Raw genomic sequence first — 18,406 nt, forward strand, 5'->3', positions numbered from 1 at the left:
CACCACCCGTCCGTCTGACGACGAAGTGAGAGGAACCCGCATGTCCCCCATCACCCGCAGGTCGCGCCGAGCGACCGCCGCCATCGCCGCCACCGGCGTCCTCGCCCTCGTGCTCACCGCCTGCAGCGGCGGGTCGGGCGGCGGGAGCTCCGACGACGCGGAGAGCGCCCTCGAGGAGGGCGGCACGATCACCGTGTGGGCCTGGGACCCCACGCTGGAGAGCGTCGCCGCCGACTTCGAGGAGGAGAACCCCGGGGTGACGGTCGACATCGTCAACGCCGGCACCGGCAACGACCAGTACACGGCCCTCCAGAACGCGATCGCCGCCGGCTCCGGCGTGCCCGACGTCGCGCAGATCGAGTTCTACGCCCTCCCACAGTTCGCGCTCTCCGAGGCGCTCACCGACCTCTCGTCCTACGGGGCCGACGACCTCGACGGCACGTTCACGCCCGGCCCGTGGGACGCCGTGACGCAGGGCGACGGCGTCTACGCGCTGCCGACCGACTCCGGCCCGATGGCGCTCTTCTACAACAAGCGCGTGTTCGACGAGCACGGCATCGCGGTACCGACGACGTGGGACGAGTACGTCGAGGCCGCCCGGGCGCTGCACGCCGCCGACCCCGGCGCGTACCTCACCAACGACACGGGCGACGCCGGCTTCACGACCTCCATGATCTGGCAGGCCGGCGGGCGCCCCTACCAGGTCGACGGGACCGACGTCACCGTCGACTTCTCCGACGAGGGCACGCAGAAGTTCGCGACGACGTGGCAGCAGATGATCGACGAGGACCTCGTCGCGCCCGTCACGTCGTGGAGCGACGAGTGGTACCAGGGCCTCGCCGACGGGTCGATCGCGAGCCTCGTGATCGGCGCCTGGATGCGCGGCAACCTCGAGACCTCGGTCGAGTCCGCCTCGGGCGACTGGGCCGTCGCGCCCATGCCGCAGTGGGAGGCCGGCGCCGACGTCACCTCCGAGAACGGTGGCAGCTCGCTCGCCATCCCGGCGGCGAGCAAGAACCAGGACCTCGCGTGGGCGTTCCTCGAGTACGCGACGGTCGGTGACGGGATCGCGACCCGCGTCGCCGAGGGCGCGTTCCCCGCGACCGTCGCCGAGCTCGAGGCCGACGACTTCACGCAGCAGGAGTTCGAGTACTTCGGCGGCCAGAAGGTCAACGAGGTCCTCGCGGACTCCGCCGCGCACGTCGCCGAGGGCTGGGCGTACCTGCCGTTCCAGGTGTACGCGAACTCCGTCTTCAACGACACCGTCGGCAAGGCCTACGTCTCGGGCACCCCGCTCGCCGACGGGCTGACCGCGTGGCAGGACGCCACGGTCACCTACGGCAAGGACCAGGGCTTCACCGTCAACGAGTGACGCGCTGACACCGTCACCCCCGGTCGTCGGGCCGGCGCTCGCTCGCCGGCCCGACGACCTCCCCGAGGACGCCGTCGCGCGTCCTCCCGACCGGCCGGGCACCGCCCGTCGCCGCGCACCGTCCCGCTAGGAGCACGCATGTCTTCCCCCACCCCGTTCCGCTGGCTGCGCCGTCCCGGGCCGCACACGCCGCCGGGCGAGCCCGGTGCGTACACGCCGTCGGGCCTGTCCTACGGCGCGGACTACAACCCGGACCAGTGGCCGCGCGAGGTCTGGGACGAGGACGTCCGCCTCATGCGCGAGGCCGGCGTGACGGTGGTCTCGCTCGCGATCTTCTCGTGGGCCCGCATCCAGCCGACCGAGGACACGTGGGACTTCGCGTGGCTCGACGACGCGATGGACCTGCTCCACGCGCACGGCATCACGGTCGACCTCGCGACGGCGACCGCCTCGCCGCCGCCGTGGCTGACGACGAAGCACCCGGAGATCCTGCCGCAGACCCGCACGGGCGAGACCCTGTGGCCGGGCGCGCGGCAGCAGTGGCGCCCGACGTCGCCGATCTTCCGGGAGCACGCGCTGCGCCTCGTGGAGCGCATGGCCGAGCGGTACGGCGACCACCCCGCGCTGGTCGCCTGGCACGTGTCGAACGAGCTCGGCTGCCACAACGTCTACGACTTCTCCGACGACGCGGCCGCCGCCTTCCGCGCGTGGCTGCGCGACCGCTACCCGACGCTCGACGCGCTCAACGCCGCGTGGGGCACCGCGTTCTGGTCGCAGCGCTACAGCGCGTGGGACCAGGTCCTCCCGCCGCGGCTCGCGGCGTCGCACCCGAACCCCACCCAGCAGCTCGACTTCAAGCGCTTCTCGTCCGACGCGCTCCGGCAGTACCTGCGCGCGGAGGCGGAGATCCTGCGCCGCGTCACGCCGGACGTGCCCGTGACGACGAACTTCATGGTCATGGGCGAGACGAAGGGCATGGACTACGCCGCGTGGGCGGACGAGCTCGACTTCGTCTCCAACGACCACTACGTGCTGCCCGGCCCGCAGGCGCTCGACGAGCTGTCGTTCTCCGCGAACCTCACGGGCGGCATCGCGCGGCACCGGCCGTGGTTCCTCATGGAGCACTCGACGAGCGCGGTGAACTGGCAGCCCGTGAACGTCGCGAAGAAGCCGGGCGAGCTCGCGCGCGACTCGCTCACCCACGTGGCCCACGGCGCCGACGCGGTCTGCTACTTCCAGTGGCGCCAGTCCGCGGCCGGCGCGGAGAAGTACCACTCGGGCATGGTCCCGCACGCGGGCGAGCGCTCGCGCCTGTTCCGTGACGTCGTCGCGCTCGGCGCGACCCTGCGCGACCTCGCGCCCGTCGCGGGCAGCACGCAGAAGCCCGCGCGCGCCGCGATCGTCTTCGACTGGGACTCGTGGTGGACGAGCGAGCTCGACTCCCACCCGACGGACCGGCTGCGCTACCGCCAGGAGGCGCTCGACTGGTACTCGGCGTTCCTCGCTCTCGGCGTGCGCGCGGACGTCGTGCCGTCCGCGACGGACCTCGCGACGTACGACGTCGTCGTGGCGCCGGTGCTGCACGTCGTCCCGGCCGGCCTGCGCGACCGCCTCACGGCGTTCGTCGAGGCGGGCGGCCACCTCGTCACGACCTACTTCTCGGGCGTCGTGGACCAGGACGACCATGCCTGGCTCGGCGGCTACCCGGGCGCGCTGCGCGACCTGCTCGGCATCCGGGTCGAGGAGTTCGCCCCGCTCCTGGACGGCGAGAGCGCGACGGTCGAGCTCGCGGGCGAGCAGCTCGAGGGCACGGTGTGGACCGAGCCGGTGGACGTCGTCGACCCGGACGTCGAGGTGCTGGGCTGGTACAAGACCGGCGAGCAGGCCGGGCGTGCCGCGGTGACCCGCCGGACGGTCCGCAGCGGGGACGGCACGGGCGCCCGCGAGGGCTCCGCCGCGTACGTCTCCACGCGGTTCGGCCGCCAGGGCCTCGTCCCCGTGCTCGCCCGCCTGCTCGACGACGCGGGCGTGCGCAGCGAGCTGCCCGCCGCCGTCCGCGGCGACGTCGAGCTCGCGGTCCGCACCGACGGCACGGACGACTTCTGGTTCCTCGTCAACCGCACGGCCCGTCCGGTCGAGGTGCCCGACGTCGCGGGCGACGTCCTCGCCGGGCGCCGCCTCACGGCGTCGGGCACGAGGGCTGCCACGACGGATGGCACGGCGGAAGGCACGGCGGAAGGCACGGCGGAGGCCGCGGTGGAGGGCACGGTGGAAGGCGCCCTGCTGCTCGAGCCGCGCGGCGTCGCGGTCGTCCGCCGCCCGGCCGAGCCGACCCCGCCGAGGAAGCAGCCCGCCACCGCGAGGTAGAGCCCCGGTACCACGAGGTAGAGGCCCGGTACCCCGAGGTAGAGGCCTGGTAACGCCGAGGTGGAGGCAGCGGTCGCGGTCGTCGAGACCACGCCTCTACCTCGGCGGACCAGGGCTCTACCTCGGCACGACAGACCCCCGCGGGAACGACCCGCACCCGGTGCACCCCGCCGGTTCGCAGCGACGCGAAGGAGGTGGCTCAGGGATGAGCCCGACCGAGACCGACACGACCACGCGGGGTGGACCACCCGGTCCTCGCCGCACGGGCCCGGGCGGCCCGGCCGCCCGCCGGACGGGGGCCCGCGTCGTCGCGGGCCTCGGCGCCGGGGCGCTCGTCGCGGGCTGCGCGCTCGCGGCCCTGCCCGCGCAGGCCTCGCCCGCGGGCGCGGTCGCCGCGACCGGCACGACGGCGGCCCCCGCCGACGTCGCGGGCGTCACCGTGACGCCCGACCCGTCGTACGCGGGCGCGCCGTTCGAGGGCTGGGGCACGAGCCTCGTGTGGTTCGCCAACGCCACGGGCGGCTACCCGGACGAGATCCGCGACCGGCTCGCGGACATGGTGTTCGGCGACGAGGGCCTCAACCTCAACATCGCGCGCTACAACGTCGGCGGCGGGAACGCTCCCGACGTGCCGGACTACTTGCGCGCCGGCGGCGCCGTCGACGGCTGGTGGAAGGCGCCCGAGGGCACGACGCGCACCGACGTGGACTGGTGGGACCCCGAGAACCCGGACCACTGGGACGAGGACGCCGACGCGACGCAGCGCTGGTGGGTCGACCGCATCAAGGACGACGTCACGCACTGGGAGACGTTCAGCAACTCCCCGCCGTGGTTCATGACCGTGAGCGGGTACGTCTCGGGCGGGTTCAGCTCGACCGCGGACCAGCTCAAGACGGACAGCATCGACGACTTCGCGGCCTACCTGGTCGGCGTGACCGAGCGCCTCGAGGACGCGCACGGCATCGAGGTCGACACGATCGACCCGTTCAACGAGCCCAACACCAACTACTGGGGCACGCAGCTCGGCGCCGACGGCAACCCCACCGGCGGCCGCCAGGAGGGCGCCCACATGGGCCCCGCGCTCCAGGCGAAGGTCGTCCCGGCGCTCGCCGCGGCGCTCGAGGGCTCCTCGACCGACGCCGTGATCTCGGCGATGGACGAGACCAACCCCGGCACGTTCGCGACCAACTGGAACGCGTACCCGCAGGCGGTCCGCGACCAGGTGTCGCAGCTCAACGTCCACACCTACGGCACGGGCCAGCGCACGACGGTCCGCGACATCGCCAAGGGCGAGGACAAGCCGCTGTGGATGAGCGAGGTCGGCGGGAACTGGAGCTCGACGGGCCAGGACTTCGAGACCATGGAGTCCGGCCTCGGCAGCGCGCAGCACATCGTCGACGACCTGCGCGAGCTCGAGCCGAGCGCGTGGGTGTTCTGGCAGCCGGTCGAGGACTACGCCAACATGGCGCCCGGCGGCGAGAGCGCGAACGGCATGAACTGGGGCGAGATCCAGATCCCGTTCGACTGCACCGCCGAGGACACGCTCGAGACGTGCCCGATCTACACGAACACGAAGTACTGGGCGACCCAGAACTTCACGCACTACATCGAGCCGGGCGACTCGCTGATCCGCTCGGACGACGCCAGCAGCACGGCCGCGGTGTCGGCCGACGGCACGTCCGCGACGGTCGTGCACGTCAACGCCACGAAGGCCGAGCGCGCCGTGACGCTCGACCTGTCGAAGTTCGGTGCGGTCGGGTCCGATGCGACCGTCACCCCCGTGGTCACGAGCACGGCCGGCTACCTCGTCGAGGGCGAGCCGGTGGCCGTCACGCCGGGCACGGACGGCCCCAGCGCGACGCTCGTCGTGCCGGCCGAGTCCGTGACGACGTTCGTCGTCGACGGCGTCTCCGGCGTCGCGGACGACGCCGCGCTCGTGCAGGGCGGGCACGCCTACCGTCTCGACGGCGTGCAGGCGGACCGCTCGCTCGCGCCGTCGGCGTCGGGCACGGGCGTCGTGATCCGCACCGACGCGCCCGTCGCGGATCAGGCGTGGGAGCTCACGGCGCTCGGCGCCCCCGAGGGCTCCGGCACGCACCGGACGCGCTACGCCGTGACGAACGCGGCCACGGGCCGCCAGCTCGCCGTCGCGGCCGACACGTCCGCCGTCCTCCAGGACGCGCCCGCCGACGTCGCGGACACCCCGCTCGCCGCGCAGTGGATCCTCTCGACGACCGGCGACGGCACCTTCACGCTCGTCAACGCGTCCTCGAAGACCCTCCTCGAGGTCGGCGGCCAGGCGACGGCGGACGGCTCGCCCGTGGGCACGTACCTCGCGAACTCGGGCGTGAACCAGCGCTGGCGGATCGTCGACGAGACGGTCCTCGGCACCGAGCCCGTCCAGGCGTTCACGACGCCGGGCACCGCGCCCGAGCTGCCCGCGACGGTCACGCCGGTCTACCGCGACGGGGCGCGCGGCGCGCTCCCCGTCTCGTGGGCCGTGCCGGACGACGACGCGTGGGCCGAGCGCGGCACCGTCGAGGTGGCGGGCACGGTGGCCACCCCGACCGGCGGCGAGGTCGCCGCGACGGCGACCGTCGTCGTCGACGAGCTCACGTCCACGCTCCCCGCGCGCGCCAAGGCGTACGCGGGCGGCACCCCGGCCCTGCCCGCGACCGTCACGGCGGTCGCCGCGGGCGGCGCGGAGGTCGAGCGCCCCGTGGTCTGGGACGACGCCCCCGCGGGCGCGTACGACGGCGTCGGGGTCGTCGAGCTCACGGGCACGGCCGACGCCGGGGCGGGCGCCACGCTCCCGGCCACCGTCCGCGTCCAGGTGACCGAGGCCGCGTCCGCCAACGGAGCGCTCGCCGCGGGCACGACCGCCGGCGCGACGTTCACCGAGCCGGGCTACGCCGTCGGCGGTGTCGTGAACGGCAACCTCACCGACAAGGCGTGGTCGAACTGGGTGTCGGGCACCAAGCGGGCGTCCGACACGCTCACGGTCACGCTCCCGGGCGACCGCGACGTCACCGGCGTCGTGACACGGTTCTGGAAGGACGGGTCCAGCGCGAGCTGGGCGCAGTCCGTCCGGCTCCAGGCGCTCGTGGACGGCACGTGGACCGACGTCGGCGCGCCCGTCACGGTGGACGCCTCGCCGGACGGCCCCGCGCCCGCGGTCGAGATCCCTGCGGACGTGCGGACGTCGTCCGTGCGCGTCGTCCTCACGGCGCGGGCGAACACCCACCTGGTGGTCTCCGAGATCGAGGTGCTCGCCAAGGTGCCGGGCACGGGGACCGACGCCGCGGCGTCGGGCATCACCGTGGCCGGCGAGCCGCTCACCGGGTTCGACCCGGCCGTCACGACGTACGACGTGCCGGTCACGGGCGACGTGCCCGCCGTCGAGGCGGTCGCGCACGACCCCTGGGCGACGGTCGCGGTCGAGGCCGCGGACGGCGTGCCCGGCACGACGACGGTGCGCGTCACGGCCGAGGACGGCACGCAGCGGGCGTACGCCCTGCGCTGGACGGCCGACGCCGGTGCGGCGCCCGTGACGGTCACCGCCGAGACGCGGTGCCTGGCCGGCAAGGTGTACGTCGCGGTCCGCGCCACGAACGACGGCCACGCGCCGCTCGACGTGACGCTCGCGACGCCGTACGGCACGCGCACGGTCGCCGCGGTGGCGCCGGGCGCGAGCGCCTACCAGTCGTTCGCGTCGCGCGCGGCGTCCGTCCCGGGCGGGACGGCCGTCGTGACGGTCGACGGGTTCGCGCCGCTCGAGGTCGCGTTCGACGCGCGCTCCTGCTGAGCCGTCCGGCCGCCCGGCGGGTCGGGTCGGCGTCGTCCGCGACGCCGTCCCGGCCCGCCGTGCGGCCCTCGTCGTGGCTCCCCCGCGCCGCCCTCCGCGGCGCGGGAGAGGCACGTCACCCGACGATCGCGGCCACGCCGCGACACTGCCTCGCGTGCGTCGGCGGAGCCGCGTACCGTATCCCGGGTGCCCGGTACAGTGCCGGGACCGAGGAGGAGCCCACCACCGTGACCCCCACCACGAGCGGAGACGTCCTGACGACGGCCGGCGGCACGCGCTGGACCATGCGCGGCGAGATCGACGCCGCGGTCCAGGCCCGGCGCGAGGACGAGCTGCTGCGGCTCGCGCAGTCGGCCGACGGGCGCATCCACATCGACCTCGGCGCGGTCACCTTCATGGACTCGGGCGGCCTGCGCCTGCTCTACCACGCCGCCACGGCCGGCTCGGGGGCACCCGTGCTGGAGCGCGTCCCGCGGCGCGTCCGCGACCTGCTCGAGCTCAGCGGCGTCGCCGAGCTGTTCGAGCTCACCGACGACGCCGGACCTGCCGAGGACGAGGCGTGACCTTCGCCCACGCGGCGGTACCGCCCGGCTTCGTCGAGATCGGTGCCTGGCCGCTGCGCACGCTGGCGGACCTCGCCACCCTGCGGGAGGGCCTGCACCGCATGCTCACCGGCGCCCCGCTGCCCGCGGACCGCGCGCTCGAGGCCACGCCCGAGCGCGTCGTCCTCGTCGCGAGCGAGCTCGCGACGAACGCGCTGCGCCACGGCCTCCCCCCGACGCAGGTGCGGCTGCTCAGCGACGGCCGCGAGCTCGTCGTGGACGTCGTCGACCACTCGCCGGACGTCCCGGTCGTCGCGGGCCGGCGGTCACCGGGCGCGGGCGGGTTCGGCCTCGTGCTCGCGCAGCGCGCCTCGACGGCCGTCGGCTGGTTCCGTGCCGGCACCGGCGAGAAGCACGTCTGGGCGCGCTTCGACGTCCCCGTCTTCCGTGGCGGGGCCGGCGTGCGCAGCGCGCTCCTCCCGATCGGCTGACGCCCCGCCGTCACGCACCCTCCGCCGCGGCGCGGCTCCCCCCGCCGCGCGGCTCGGACGCCGCACTTCCCGGGGGCACCTCAGGCGTCGCGACGCACCAGGAGCAGGGTCGCGTCGTCCGCGGAGCGCGGGTCGCGCGCGGCGGCGACGACGCCGTCGACGTCGACCGTCCCCGGCTCCGCCGCGAAGAACGCCGCGAGCCGCCGGAGCCCGTCGAGGATCGACTCCTCGCGCCGCTCCACGAGACCGTCGCTGTACAGCACGAGCGCGCCGCCGGGCGGCACCTGGACGTGCTGCGCGGGCGGCACGCGGTCCACGAGCCCGAGCGGCGGCACGATCGCGCTCTCCGTCCAGCTCGTCGTGCCGTCGGGCGCGACGACGAGCAGCGGCGGGTGCCCCAGCGAGACGTGCTCGACGACGCCGGTCACCGGGTCCAGCACCGCGACGGCGATCGTCGCGACCTCGCCGGGGAGCGTCCAGCGCGCGACCTCGCCCAGGAGCGTCACGGCCTCGACCGCGGAACCCGTGCTCACGAGCGCGGCGCGCAGCGTCGTCCCGAGCTGGCCCATCGTCGCCGCGGCCTGGAGCCCGTGGCCCGTCACGTCGCCCACGACGAGCGCGAGCCGCCCGGACGGCAGCACGAGCGCGTCGTACCAGTCGCCGCCCACGAGTCCCGTGCCCGCCGACTCGTAGCGCGACTGCAGCGTCCACCCCGGGACGTCGGGCAGGAGCGCGGGCAGGAGGCTCCGCTGGAGCTCCTCCGTCGCCCGCACCGCCTTGCGGCCGCGCAGGTAGAGGGCCTCGACGAGGTGGCCGCGCAACGACGTCGCGACGTCCGTCTGGTCCGACGTCCAGGGCAGGCTGTGCCCGCGCACGACCTCGCGCCACCGCTCGAACGACTTGCGCGGGCTGAGCCGCACCGAGTCGTCCTCGCCGCGCGCGATCTCCTTGTTGTACGGGTCGCCGCCCCAGTCCACGTGCCGCAGGACCTCGTCGCGCACCCACAGCACGACCTGCCCCTCGGGCAGCACGATGCCGAGGACGCCCGCGACGTCGGGCACGAGCGCCGCGACCTCGGGCGCGTCCCGGTGCAGGGCGTCGGTCGTGACCAGGTCCTCGCCGTGCCCGAGGACCCACGCGACGAGCGCGCGGCACCCGTCCTCGTCGGGCACGTTGCCGACCGCGATGAGCCCGCCCTCCGCGACGACGGCCGCGCCGTCGGCCCGGACGAGGCGCCGCAGCCACCCCGAGCGCGTCAGGGCGATGCCGATGGGGACGCTCTCGTCGCGGCTGTCCGCGGCGAGGTGCGCGAGGACGCCCTCGGCGCGCCGCACCTCGATCTCCCGCTCGTCCTCCGCCTGGGAGACGAGCCGGACCGAGAGCGCGGACCCGAGGAACTCCGCGGCGGTGCGGACCTCGAAGGGCGGCTCGTGCGGCCCGGAGTAGTGGTGGCACGCCACGAGCCCCCACAGCCTGCCGTCGCGCAGGAGCGAGATCGACATCGACGCCCGCACGCCCATGTTGCGCAGGTACTCGAGGTGGATCGGCGAGACGCTGCGCAGCGTCGAGTACGTGAGGTCGAGCGGCGCGCCCGTCGTGGGCAGCAGCGTCGGGACGACCGGCTGCGGCGCGTAGTCCACGTCCGCGATGAGCCGGATCCAGTTCTTCTCGTACAGGGCGCGCGCCTGCGGCGGGATGTCCGACGCCGGGTAGTGCAGCCCCAGGAACGCGTTGAGGTCGTCCCGGCGCGCCTCGGCGACGACCTCGCCGTTGTGGTCGGCGTCGAAGCGGTAGATCATCACGCGGTCGAACCCCGTGAGCGCGCGCACGTGCCGGGCCGCGTCGTCGTACAGCTCGTCGAGCGTCGCGGCGCGCTCGAGGTCGCGCAACGCCTGCCGGACGGCGAGGTAGGTGTTGGGGAACGTCAGCGGGCGCGCGCCCGACGCGGTCTCGATCTCGACGACGAGCACCGGCTCGGACCCCGGGCCCTCCGCCGGCAGCGGGGGCCGGTGGAGCACGGCGTCGACGTCGAGCGGCCGCCCGTCCCACCGGTCGAGTTGCAGGGTCACGGGGTTGCGCGTCGCGAGGTCCGCGCCGTCCGCCGCGTGCTCGAGCAGGTCGCGCGCGGGCTCCGCGCCGAGCGCGTCGGCGAGCGGCCGACCCGCGAGCACCTCCGCGGGGACGCCGAGGTGCCGTTCGACGTTCGCCGACGCCTGGAGCAGCACGCCGTCGGCCTCGCGCACCACCAGCAGGACCCCGCGCGGCTGGATCATGCCGGGGACGTGGATGGGTTCGCGGGCGCAGTTGTCGAGGTCCACCGCCTCGCCGGGCGCGAGAAGCTCCGGCTCGTCGACCGTCCTGGTCACGATCCTCCGTCCGGGCATCGCGTCCAGGGACGGTTGCCGTACTACGGTCGGCGGACCACCTGGGCTCGAGGATCCGGAGACGCGTGCCCCAGGCTACCGCGCGCCGGGACCCGCTCGTGCGCCGGGCTCCCGGGCGTCGTCGGACGAGCCCCGTGACCGACACCACGGAACTCCGCGGTAGCGTCGTTCGTCGGACGAGCGGGAGCCCGGACCGCCCGCCCGGACCCCGACGACCAGAAGGTGACCCATGAGCACGACGACGACCCCCCTCCTGCGCGCCAGCGGCCTCGCGGCCGGCTACGGAGGTCCCGACGTCGTGCACGGCATCGACCTCGACGTGACCCCTGGCACCGCGCCGGTCGGGATCGTCGGGGAGTCTGGTGCCGGGAAGTCGACGATCGTGCGCGCGCTCGTCGGCCTCGTGCGCCCGACGGCGGGCCACGTGACGTACGCCGAGCGGACGGTCGGCAGGCTCTCCCGCCGGGACAAGAAGCAGTTCACGGCGGACGTGCGCCGCGTCTCCCAGGACGGTCTCGCCGGCATCGGCATCGACCCCCGCTGGACCGTGGACCGCACGCTGTCCGCGGCGCTCAAGGACGCGCGGCGCGCCGGCCGCCCGAGCGGGCGGTCCGTCGAAGACCTGCTCGGCGACGTCGCGCTCGAACCCCGGTACGCGCCGCGCGCCGTGCAGTCGCTCTCGGGCGGCGAGAAGCAGCGCGTCGCGCTCGCCGTCGCGCTCGCGACGCGCCCCCGGGCGCTCCTCCTCGACGAGCCGCTCACCGCCGTCGACCCCGCGATGCGCGGCGACGTGGTGCGGCGCCTCGCCGACGCGACGGCCGCGCTCGGCACCGCCGTGCTGCTCGTCTCGCACGACCTCGAGCTCGTCGAGCGGATGTGCCCCACCGTGCACGTGCTCGCCGACCGGACGTTCGTCGCGTCGGGGTCGCTGCGCGACGTGTTCGCGGGCACGGCGCCGGGCGCCGACCACCCGGCAGTCCGCGGCCTCGCGGAGGCCGCCCCGCTGGCCGTCCAGCGCTTCCGCTGACGTCCGGGAGAACTCGTCGGCGGGCCGTGTCGAAGACCGGGGTCCGCCGTCCGACGTCCTGGTGAACCCGCCTCCACGACACTACGGTCGAGGAGGCACTCACCGAGGAGGAACGTCATGCGAGTCGTGGTCATGATCAAGGGCAGCGGGGCCGACGAGGACAAGATCGCCCCGACGCAGGAGATGCTCGCGCAGATGGGCGAGTACAACGAGCAGCTCGTCCAGGCCGGCATCATGCTCGACGGGCAGGGCCTGCAGCCGACGTCCCGGGGCGCGCGGGTCGTGTTCCGCGGCGGCGAGACCTCGGTCGTCGACGGTCCTTTCACCGAGTCCAAGGAGATCGTCGCCGGGTACTGGATCTGGCAGGTCTCCTCGCTCGAGGAAGCCGTCGAGTGGGCGCGGAAGTGCCCGAGCGACCCGAGCGCGGGCCTGGAGGAGGTGCTCGAGATCCGGCCGATCTTCGAGGCCGAGGACTTCGGCGCGGAGTACACGCCCGAGCAGCGCGAGAAGGACGAGCGCCTCGCCGACCAGATCCGCGCGCAGCACGGCGCCTGACGCCGGACCCGCACGACGAGGCCGGGCCCGGGCATGACCGACGTCTCCCGCACCGTCGACGCCGTGTGGCGCATCGAGTCGCCGCGGCTCGTCGCCGGTCTCGCCCGCACCCTGCGCGACGTCGGCCTCGCCGAGGAGGTCGCGCAGGAGGCGTTCGTCGCGGCGCTCGAGCAGTGGCCGGTGCAGGGCGTGCCGGACAACCCCGGCGCGTGGCTGACGACGGTCGCGCGCCGCCGCGCCGTCGACCTGGTCCGCCGCGAGCGCACGCGCGACGAGAAGTACGCGCGGCTCGCGGCGGACCTCGCCGCGCCCGGCGGGTGGGGAGGCCCGACGGCGCACCCCGCCGACGGCGGCGCCGTCCTCGTCGGGTCCGTCCCGGCTCCCGACGCGGTCGTCGAGGACCCGGTGGGCGACGACCTGCTCGCGCTCGTCCTCGTCGCGTGCCACCCCGTGCTGCCGCGCGAGTCCCGCGTGGCGCTCACCCTGCGCCTCGTCGGAGGCCTGACCACCGACGAGGTTGCGCGGGCCTTCCTCGTGCCGTCCGCGACCGTCGGGCAGCGCATCTCGCGGGCGAAGCGGACGCTCGCCGAGGCGCGCGTCCCGTTCGCCGTCCCCCAGGCCGACGAGCTCGCCGAGCGGGTGCCCGCCGCGCTGGAGGTCGTGTACCTCGTCTTCTCCGAGGGCTACGCCGCGACGTCGGGCGACACGTGGGTGCGGCGCGAGCTCGCCGACGACGCGATGCGCCTCGGGCGCGTGCTCGCCGGGCTGCTCCCGGCCGAGCCGGAGGTGCACGGGCTCGTCGCGCTCATGGAGCTCCAGGCGTCCCGCTTCGCCGCGCGCACCGGGCCCGACGGTGCGCCCGTGCTCCTCGAGCACCAGGACCGCGCGCGCTGGGACCGGCTCCTCGTGCGCCACGGGCTCGACGCCCTCGACCGCGCGCTCACGCTCGGCGCGCGGGCCGGACGGGCGCTCGGCGCCTACTCGCTCCAGGCCGCGATCGCCGCGTGCCACGCGCGCGCCCGGACCTGGGCGGAGACCGACTGGGACGCGATCGTCGCGCTCTACGACGCGCTCGCGTCCGTCGCGCCGTCGCCGGTCGTCGAGCTCAACCGCGCCGTCGCCGTCGGGTTCGCGGACGGCTCGGCGGCCGCGCTCGCGGTGCTCGACGGCGTCGCGGACGACCCTCGGCTCGCGCGCCACCACCTCTACGGGGCCGTGCGCGGAGACCTGCTCACCCGCCTGGGTCGGCACGCCGAGGCGGCCGACGTGCTCGAGCGCGCCGCCGCCCTCGCCCCGACCCGCTACGAGCGCCAGCTCCTGCTCGAGCGCGCCGCCGCCGCGTCGTCGTCGGCCGACCCACACACTGCGTGACCCGACCACCCCGCGAGGTAGAGCCCTGGTAGCGACCAGGGCTCTACCTCGCGCGACCGGCGCTCTACCTCGCGAGGACGGACTCGATGGTGGCCTTCTCGTCGTCGGTGAGGGGCGGCGCAGAGAGCGCCGCGACGTTGTTCTCGAGCTGGCGGACGCTGCTCGCCCCGACGAGGGCGGAGGTGACGCGCTCGTCGCGCAGCACCCAGGCGAGGGCGAGCTGGGCGAGGGTCTGGCCGCGGGCGCCCGCGATCTCGTTCAGCGCCCGGGCACGCTCCAGGTACGTCTCGTCGAGGTTCTTCTCGGACAGGAACGGCGAGTCCGGGCGGGCCGCGCGCGACCCCTCGGGTGCCGACCCGGACAGGTAGCGGTCCGTGAGCAGGCCCTGCTGGAGCGGCGAGAAGACGATGGTGCCGACGCCGAGGTCGCCCACGACGTCGAGCAGCGACTCGGTCTGCACGCCGTCGTACGCGTCCTCGTGCGCCGGGTCCTCGACGTGGCGGTTGAGCATCGAGTAGCTCGGCTGGTGGATGAGCAGCGGGGTGCCGAGGTCGGCGAGGATCGCCGCGGCCTCGCGCGTGCGCGCGGGCGAGTAGTTGGAGACGCCCACGTACAGCGCCTTGCCCTGCTGGACGGCGTCGTGCAGCGCGCGCATGGACTCCTCGAGCGGCGTGCTCGGGTCCGGACGGTGGTGGTAGAAGACGTCGACGTAGTCGAGGTTCATCCGCCGGAGCGACTGGTCGAGCGAGGAGAGCAGGTACTTGCGCGACCCGCCGTCGCCGTAGGGGCCGGGCCACATGTCGTAGCCGGCCTTCGACGAGATGACGAGCTCGTCGCGGTACGCGCCGAGGTCCTGCGCGAGGTGCCAGCCGAAGTTCTCCTCCGCCGAGCCGTAGGGCGGGCCGTAGTTGTTCGCCAGGTCGAAGTGGGTGATCCCGAGGTCGAACGCGCGGCGCAGCACGGCGCGCTGGGTCTCGAACGGGTTCACGTCCCCGAAGTTGTGCCACAGACCGAGCGAGATCGCGGGCAGGTCGAGGCCGCTGCGCCCCGTCCGCCGGTAGGTCATGGTGTCGTAGCGGTCGTCGGCGGCGAGGTAGCGCGGGGCGAGGGGCATAGGCCCATTCTGGCGTGCGCCGGCCGCGACGCCCACCCCGGTCCACGACCGGGCCGCCCGGGCGTCCCGTCCCTCGTGCCGGGGACGCGGTGCCTTCCTAGAGTGGCCGGGTGAGCGTCGTGTACACGGTGGGGCACTCCACGCGTCCGGTCGAGGAGTTCCTTACGCTCCTCCGGGGAAACGACATCCGCCGTCTGGTCGACGTCCGGACGGTACCGCGGTCGCGGCACAACCCCCAGTTCGGCCAGGACGCCCTGGCGCCCGTCCTGCGGTCCCACGGGATCACGTACCGGTGGGTGCGCGCGCTCGGCGGCCTGCGGCACGCCCGTCCCGACAGCCCGAACGGCGCGTGGCGCAACCTGTCGTTCCGCGGGTACGCGGACCAGATGCAGACTCCGGAGTTCGGCGCCGCGGTCGACGACCTCGTGCGGCGCAGCGCCCACGACGACCTCGTGCTGATGTGCGCGGAGGCCGTCCCGTGGCGCTGCCACCGGTCGCTCGTCGGGGACGCGCTCGTCGTCCGCGGTGTCGAGGTGCGCGACATCGTCTCCGACGCCGCGCCACGGCCCCACACCCTGACGTCCTTCGCCCGCGTCGAGGGCACGCGCGTCTGGTACCCGCCCGAGCCGGACCACACGGCGGGCTGACGCAGCGGGCTCGTCGCCCCGCGTCAGCGGGTCGGGGTCTCCACGACCTGGCCCGCCCACGCGAAGCCGCCGCCGAAGCCGAAGAGGAGCGCGGGGACGCCCGCGGGGATCTTGCCCGCGTGCCACCACTTGGAGAGCCCGAGCGGGATGGACGCCGCGGACGTGTTGCCGGACTCGACGATGTCCGTGACGACGACCTTGGACTCCAGCCCGAGCGCCTTCGCGAGGGGCTCGATGATGCGCAGGTTCGCCTGGTGCGCGACGAGCACCTCGATGTCGTCGAGCGAGACGCCGGAGCGCTCCACGACGGTGCGCGCGCGCTCGGCGGCGCGCGTGATGGCCCACTTGAAGACGGCGCGACCGTCCTGGGCGAACTTCTCCTGCGGCGCCTCGATGAGCACGGCCGGGGTGAGGTCGGGCTCGGAGCCCCAGGTGACCGGGCCGACGCCGGGCTCGTCCGTCGCGCGCAGCACGGCCGCTCCGGCGCCGTCGGCGGTGAGGATGCACGTGCTGCGGTCGGTCCAGTCGGTGAACGCGGTGAGCTTCTCCGCGCCGATCACGACGGCCGTGCGGGCCGAGCCGGCGCGGATCGCCTGGTCGGCGAGGCCGACGGAGTGGGCGAAGCCGGAGCACGCGACGTTCACGTCGAGCACCGCCGGCCCGACGACGCCCCGCAGGTCCAGCTCGGACGCCTCCTCGGGCGTCGACTGCCCGGGCATGACCCCCGTGCGCAGGTGGTACGCGACACGGCCCGCCGTGTTGGGCGAGCGGTCCGTCGCGGTCGCCGTGGCGACGATGACGAGGTCGACCTCGGCCGGGTCGACGCCCGCGTCGTCGAGCGCGTGGCGGGCCGCCGCGGTCGCCATGTCGGCGACGGTCGTGTCGTCGTCCGCGACGTGCCGCGTGACGATGCCCGTCCGCGAGCGGATCCACTCGTCGTTGGTCTCGACGAGCTGCGCGATGTCGTCGTTCGTCAGCGTCTTCTCGGGCTGGAAGTGACCGAGGCCGACGATGCGCGACCCGGCCGCGCCGGTGGCGGGAGTGAGCATGAGGACGATCATGTCACGCGGCCGCTCGTCGTCAGAACGCTCCGCGCGACCTCCGGGAGGTCGTGCGCCACACCTGTGACGTACCGTCGGGAGGTCCGCCGTCGTGCCACCGAAGGAGCCGTCGTGTCCCGTCCGCCGCTGCCCTCCCGTCTCGTCGAGATGCTCCGCCGCCCGAACGCCGCCGTCATGGCGACGGTGCGCTCCGACGGCGCGCCCGTCACCGCCGCGACCTGGTACGTGTGGGAGGACGACGGCCGCGTGCTCGTCAACCTCGACGAGTCCCGCGTGCGGCTCAAGCACCTGCGGAACGACCCTCGCGTCTCGCTCACCGTGCTCGACGAGAACTGGTACACGCACGTGACGCTCATCGGGCGCGTCGTCGAGCTGCGCGCCGACGAGGGCCTGGCCGACATCGACCGCATCTCGCGCCACTACACCGGCCACGAGTACGCGAACCGGACCGACCCGCGCGTCAGCGCCTGGGTCGAGGTCGAGCGCTGGTACGGCTGGGGCGAGGCGAAGGCCGGCGACGACGCGTAGCGCCGCCCGCCGCCCGGCACCGGTCGTCACCCGCCGTGGCGGAACGCGTCCCACGCGCCGAGCAGGTACTGGATCCCGAGCGCGCGGTCGTACAGGCCGTAGCCGGGTCGCGGCTTGGCGGTCGTGTTCTCGTCCCACAGGTGCCGCCCGTGGTCGGGGCGGACGTAGCCCCGGTAGTCGGCCTCCGCATACGCGCGCATGATGCCCGTCGTGTCGACGCTGCCCTCGCACGCCCGGTGCGCGACCTCGGTGAAGTCCCCGTCTCCCAGGTGCTTGATGTTCCGCACGTGGGTGAAGTGGATGCGGTCCATGAACGTGCGCACCGCGTCGACGGCGTCCTGCTCGGGGTTCGCGGAGAAGCTGCCGAGGCACAGCGTCAGACCGTGGTAGGGGCTGTCGTGGAGGGCCAGGACACGTGCCAGGTCGTCCTTGGTCGAGACGACGCGCGGCCAGCCGAAGACGTCGAACGGCGGGTCGTCCGGGTGCACGCCCAGCCGTACCCCGGCCTCCTCGCACGCGGGGATCACGGCGTCCAGGAAGTACCGGTAGTGCGCGTACATGTCGTCGTGGGTCACCCCCTCGTAGGCGGCGTCGAGCTCTGCGAGGCTCGCGAGCCGCTCGGGCTCCCACCCGGGCAGCGTGAGGCCGTGCGTGCTCGTCTCCATCTCGGCGACGAGACGCTGCGGCGTCCAGGAGTCGACGACGGCGCGCTCGAAGAAGAGCGCCGTCGAGCCGTCGGGCAGCGGGTGCCAGAGGTCGGTGCGCAACCAGTCCAGGACGGGCATGAAGTTGTAGCAGACGACCTTCACGCCCGCCCGGCCCAGCCGGCGGATCGTCGTCACGTAGTTGTCGATCGCCTCGTCGCGGCTCAGGCCGAGGACCGTCCTCCCGAGCTTGATCGACTCGTGCACGTTCACCGACTCGACGACCTCGGCGTCGAAGGTCCGGGTGATCCCTCGCGCTCGAGCCGCGGCGGACAGACCGGTGATCCTCGCGACCTCCGCGTCGATCTCCGCCTGCCCCCACGCCTCGCCCGCCTGCTTGCCGTGGAGGCTCCAGACGATCGTCTCGACCCCGGGGATCTGCCGGACGTGGTCCAGCGTCACCGTGTCGTTGCCCTCGCCGTACCACCGGAAACCCAT

At 74.5% G+C, this 18,406-nt stretch carries 14 protein-coding genes; 10 read left to right on the forward strand and 4 right to left on the reverse strand.

What is annotated here, in order from left to right:
• Positions 1-40: 40 nt before the first annotated feature.
• From ACZ4MO_RS11010 to ACZ4MO_RS11030, 5 genes are all read left to right on the forward strand, one after another.
• Entirely contained in the window at positions 41-1,372 is a 1,332-nt protein-coding gene (locus ACZ4MO_RS11010) for an ABC transporter substrate-binding protein (RefSeq protein ID WP_043654300.1), read from the forward strand.
• A gap of 138 nt (positions 1,373-1,510) precedes the next feature.
• Complete coding sequence (locus ACZ4MO_RS11015; RefSeq protein ID WP_175007657.1) at positions 1,511-3,739, forward strand: beta-galactosidase; 2,229 nt, start codon at positions 1,511-1,513, stop codon at positions 3,737-3,739.
• A gap of 205 nt (positions 3,740-3,944) precedes the next feature.
• The gene (locus tag ACZ4MO_RS11020) at positions 3,945-7,544 is read left to right on the forward strand and encodes an RICIN domain-containing protein (protein ID WP_175007656.1); all 3,600 of its coding nucleotides are present in this window, start codon (positions 3,945-3,947) and stop codon (positions 7,542-7,544) included.
• A 227-nt stretch (positions 7,545-7,771) separates the two neighbouring features.
• Entirely contained in the window at positions 7,772-8,107 is a 336-nt protein-coding gene (locus tag ACZ4MO_RS11025; protein WP_228485224.1) for an STAS domain-containing protein, read from the forward strand.
• Positions 8,104-8,577 carry an ATP-binding protein gene (locus ACZ4MO_RS11030; protein ID WP_209828385.1) on the forward strand — a complete coding sequence of 158 codons (474 nt, stop codon included), beginning with the start codon at positions 8,104-8,106 and terminating at the stop codon, positions 8,575-8,577. Before ACZ4MO_RS11025 ends, ACZ4MO_RS11030 begins: the two co-directional genes overlap by 4 nt.
• Before the next feature lie 80 nt (positions 8,578-8,657).
• Here the strand turns inward: ACZ4MO_RS11030 and ACZ4MO_RS11035 are convergent, their stop codons facing one another.
• On the reverse strand, positions 8,658-10,943 hold the full coding sequence (locus ACZ4MO_RS11035; protein ID WP_255436959.1) for a SpoIIE family protein phosphatase: 2,286 nt from the start codon (positions 10,941-10,943) through the stop codon (positions 8,658-8,660).
• Between the two features lie 247 nt (positions 10,944-11,190).
• Here ACZ4MO_RS11035 and ACZ4MO_RS11040 point away from each other — a divergent pair, with 247 nt between their 5' ends.
• From ACZ4MO_RS11040 to ACZ4MO_RS11050, 3 genes are all read left to right on the forward strand, one after another.
• Positions 11,191-11,988 (forward strand): ATP-binding cassette domain-containing protein, encoded by a 798-nt coding sequence (locus tag ACZ4MO_RS11040; RefSeq protein WP_175007654.1) that lies wholly within the window; start codon positions 11,191-11,193, stop codon positions 11,986-11,988.
• Between the two features lie 117 nt (positions 11,989-12,105).
• Positions 12,106-12,543, forward strand: a complete 438-nt coding sequence (locus tag ACZ4MO_RS11045) for a YciI family protein (protein ID WP_175007653.1) — start codon at positions 12,106-12,108, stop codon at positions 12,541-12,543.
• A 33-nt stretch (positions 12,544-12,576) separates the two neighbouring features.
• Positions 12,577-13,914 (forward strand): sigma-70 family RNA polymerase sigma factor, encoded by a 1,338-nt coding sequence (locus ACZ4MO_RS11050; RefSeq protein ID WP_175007652.1) that lies wholly within the window; start codon positions 12,577-12,579, stop codon positions 13,912-13,914.
• A 64-nt stretch (positions 13,915-13,978) separates the two neighbouring features.
• Here the strand turns inward: ACZ4MO_RS11050 and ACZ4MO_RS11055 are convergent, their stop codons facing one another.
• Entirely contained in the window at positions 13,979-15,028 is a 1,050-nt protein-coding gene (locus tag ACZ4MO_RS11055; RefSeq protein WP_175007651.1) for an aldo/keto reductase, read from the reverse strand.
• 110 nt (positions 15,029-15,138) lie between these two features.
• Here ACZ4MO_RS11055 and ACZ4MO_RS11060 point away from each other — a divergent pair, with 110 nt between their 5' ends.
• Positions 15,139-15,675 carry a DUF488 family protein gene (locus ACZ4MO_RS11060; protein ID WP_175007650.1) on the forward strand — a complete coding sequence of 179 codons (537 nt, stop codon included), beginning with the start codon at positions 15,139-15,141 and terminating at the stop codon, positions 15,673-15,675.
• 23 nt (positions 15,676-15,698) lie between these two features.
• On the opposite strand, the gene ACZ4MO_RS11065 is transcribed toward ACZ4MO_RS11060, so the two are convergent.
• The gene (locus ACZ4MO_RS11065; protein ID WP_175007649.1) at positions 15,699-16,724 is read right to left on the reverse strand and encodes a 3-oxoacyl-[acyl-carrier-protein] synthase III C-terminal domain-containing protein; all 1,026 of its coding nucleotides are present in this window, start codon (positions 16,722-16,724) and stop codon (positions 15,699-15,701) included.
• Positions 16,725-16,847: 123 nt separating this feature from the next.
• Between ACZ4MO_RS11065 and ACZ4MO_RS11070 the strand changes: the two genes are divergently transcribed.
• Positions 16,848-17,264 carry a TIGR03618 family F420-dependent PPOX class oxidoreductase gene (locus ACZ4MO_RS11070; RefSeq protein ID WP_061266625.1) on the forward strand — a complete coding sequence of 139 codons (417 nt, stop codon included), beginning with the start codon at positions 16,848-16,850 and terminating at the stop codon, positions 17,262-17,264.
• 26 nt (positions 17,265-17,290) lie between these two features.
• Here ACZ4MO_RS11070 and ACZ4MO_RS11075 read toward each other — a convergent pair whose 3' ends face one another.
• Positions 17,291-18,406, reverse strand: coding sequence for a mannonate dehydratase (locus tag ACZ4MO_RS11075; RefSeq protein ID WP_206154087.1), 1,116 nt, complete (start codon positions 18,404-18,406; stop codon positions 17,291-17,293).

It is taken from the genome of Sphaerisporangium cinnabarinum (assembly GCF_055567015.1).

What these genes read in the sequence shown, in the direction of transcription:
- ACZ4MO_RS11010 (WP_043654300.1), top strand. Translation starts at nt 41, where the DNA reads ATGTCCCCCATCACCCGCAGGTCGCGCCGAGCGACCGCCGCCATCGCC.
- ACZ4MO_RS11015 (WP_175007657.1), top strand. Translation starts at nt 1,511, where the DNA reads ATGTCTTCCCCCACCCCGTTCCGCTGGCTGCGCCGTCCCGGGCCGCAC.
- ACZ4MO_RS11020 (WP_175007656.1), top strand. Translation starts at nt 3,945, where the DNA reads ATGAGCCCGACCGAGACCGACACGACCACGCGGGGTGGACCACCCGGT.
- ACZ4MO_RS11040 (WP_175007654.1), top strand. Translation starts at nt 11,191, where the DNA reads ATGAGCACGACGACGACCCCCCTCCTGCGCGCCAGCGGCCTCGCGGCC.
- ACZ4MO_RS11045 (WP_175007653.1), top strand. Translation starts at nt 12,106, where the DNA reads ATGCGAGTCGTGGTCATGATCAAGGGCAGCGGGGCCGACGAGGACAAG.
- ACZ4MO_RS11050 (WP_175007652.1), top strand. Translation starts at nt 12,577, where the DNA reads ATGACCGACGTCTCCCGCACCGTCGACGCCGTGTGGCGCATCGAGTCG.
- ACZ4MO_RS11055 (WP_175007651.1), bottom strand. Translation starts at nt 15,028, where the DNA reads ATGCCCCTCGCCCCGCGCTACCTCGCCGCCGACGACCGCTACGACACC.
- ACZ4MO_RS11065 (WP_175007649.1), bottom strand. Translation starts at nt 16,724, where the DNA reads ATGCTCACTCCCGCCACCGGCGCGGCCGGGTCGCGCATCGTCGGCCTC.
- ACZ4MO_RS11075 (WP_206154087.1), bottom strand. Translation starts at nt 18,406, where the DNA reads ATGGGTTTCCGGTGGTACGGCGAGGGCAACGACACGGTGACGCTGGAC.